Origin of the sequence: Pseudomonas sp. A-RE-19, assembly GCF_019956555.1 — a bacterium.
Lineage (GTDB): Bacteria > Pseudomonadota > Gammaproteobacteria > Pseudomonadales > Pseudomonadaceae > Aquipseudomonas.
The window spans coordinates 1-1,786 of sequence record NZ_JAHBDQ010000061.1; the positions used below are offsets into that span (position 1 = coordinate 1).

Consider the following 1,786-nt stretch of genomic DNA (forward strand, 5'->3'; position numbering starts at 1 on the left):
AGATAAATGGAAATCAAGCCCTTTAATTTTCTTGCTTGCCAATTTACCAAATACACAGGGCTGATTGCCTGACACCCATTTTCTTAGTAAATCTTCAATTTTATCTTTAGAAGTTTCGTTAAAGATAAATGAATGAATATTATCAATATCTTTTCCAAATGAAAAACTGGATGATAATTGTGGTAGTTTATTTATACGTTGTTGAAGATTCATGAAAGCTCCCACAAGACACCTCATATATTTTTTTATATACTGAAACTACATTATATTTATTACCGGCGTAAAACGAAATAATTTATTATCGTTACCGATATTTTAAAAAAATCATTATTTGCACAGTGTTCGAGTTGTTAGTATCACTCCTTCCTGAAAATCCGCTCCATTTACCATAACGTCGCATTGTACGCACCGCCAAAACGCGTTCGGTGCGATCACGGCAGCAGACAGGTAAAAATGGCAACAAACCACCCGAAAAACTGCCGCGATCGCACCTGATAAATTTTAACCGCATGAATACCTATGCAACCAGATGCTACAGGCCACATTAGCCCGCCTTAATCCACTGAACACGTCATTTTTCATGGTTTCACCATCCCAGCGAAGGGCCATCCAGTGTCCGCTCCTGGATTTCCGGCTGACGCTCCCGCTCCAGAGATAACTCATGTTCGCGTTCCTGCATCAGCCGTTCATCCCTTATCTCCTGTTCTCGCTGTATAACTGGCTCAAGCGTTCTGTCCGCTCGCTCAAGTGCTGCACCTGCTGACTCAACTGCATGACTCGCCCGTTCAGCATCGCGTTGTCCCGTTGCGTAAGCGAAAACATTTTCTGCAATTCCACGAAGGCGTTCTCCCATTCGTTCAGCCGCTGCATATAGTCCTGTTGCAGTTGCTCTAATGCGTTCAGCAAATGTCTTTCCAGCTCCGTCATGCTCTGTCACTCCTGCACCAGTCTCACTGCGTTCAGTTTGCCGTTGTCCTTCGTCCAGTTCGTTTCGGCTTTCATCCCCTTCGGCAACACCAGAAAACGTCCGTTGCTGTCCTCGTGATAACGCACGCCCCATGTCTTCGCGTTCAGCTTCTCCAGACTCTCTTTCTGCTCGCGGAGAATATTCATATTCGCGTTTATCTTCATGCCCTGGTACCACAGCAGACTCCCGGTCGTGGCAAACATCAGTACTGAGACGATAATCAGCCACAGCCAGCGTTTCACGCTCATTTTCAGTACGGTTTTCCAGTGCGCGTCCATCGTATCGACGGTCGTTTTCTGATACCTCTCCAGCAGTTCTTTCAGGGCTGTTGTATGGTCGTTGATAGCGTTCCTGATTAAAGATTCGTTTGAGGTCAGTTCCCTGTTTACAGATTCTTCGAGCTTCCTGAACTCGTCGTTCAGCATTTTCTCTGTAGATTCGGCTCTCTCTTTCAGCTTTTTCTCGAACTCCGCGCCCGTCTGTAAAAGATTGCTCATAAAACGCTCCTTTCAGTCTGATATTCCTCCCGCCGTTCGGGTCTGCAATGCTGATACTGCTTCGCGTCACCCTGACCACTTCAAGCCCCGCCTCTGTGAGCGCCTGAATCACATCCTGACGGCCTTTTATCTCTCCGGCATGGTAAAGCGCGTCTATCCCGCGTGTGACGCCCTCAGCAAGCGCCTGTTTCGTTTCCGGCAGGTTATCAGGAAGGGTCAGCGTCCGGCGGTTCTCCGGGGCGTTGGGGTCATGCAGACCGTAATGGTGATTCACCAGCGTCTGCCAGGCATCAATTCTCGGCCTGTCTGCCCGGTCGTAGTA

The 1,786-nt window shown here is 47.8% G+C and carries 2 protein-coding genes and 1 pseudogene; all 3 read right to left on the reverse strand.

Annotated features, from left to right (window positions below):
* Positions 1–213: pseudogene (locus tag KGB14_RS24335) on the reverse strand (hypothetical protein); the annotation flags it as partial.
* Between the two features lie 480 nt (positions 214–693).
* On the reverse strand, positions 694–927 hold the full coding sequence (locus KGB14_RS24340; RefSeq protein ID WP_000137437.1) for an MbeD family mobilization/exclusion protein: 234 nt from the start codon (positions 925–927) through the stop codon (positions 694–696).
* A 6-nt stretch (positions 928–933) separates the two neighbouring features.
* The gene (locus KGB14_RS24345; protein WP_001673158.1) at positions 934–1,464 is read right to left on the reverse strand and encodes an MbeB family mobilization protein; all 531 of its coding nucleotides are present in this window, start codon (positions 1,462–1,464) and stop codon (positions 934–936) included.
* Positions 1,465–1,786 lie beyond the last annotated feature (322 nt).

Excerpts from the sequence above, each read along its gene's own strand:
- KGB14_RS24340 (WP_000137437.1), bottom strand. The coding sequence starts at position 927 with ATGACGGAGCTGGAAAGACATTTGCTGAACGCATTAGAGCAACTGCAA.
- KGB14_RS24345 (WP_001673158.1), bottom strand. The coding sequence starts at position 1,464 with ATGAGCAATCTTTTACAGACGGGCGCGGAGTTCGAGAAAAAGCTGAAA.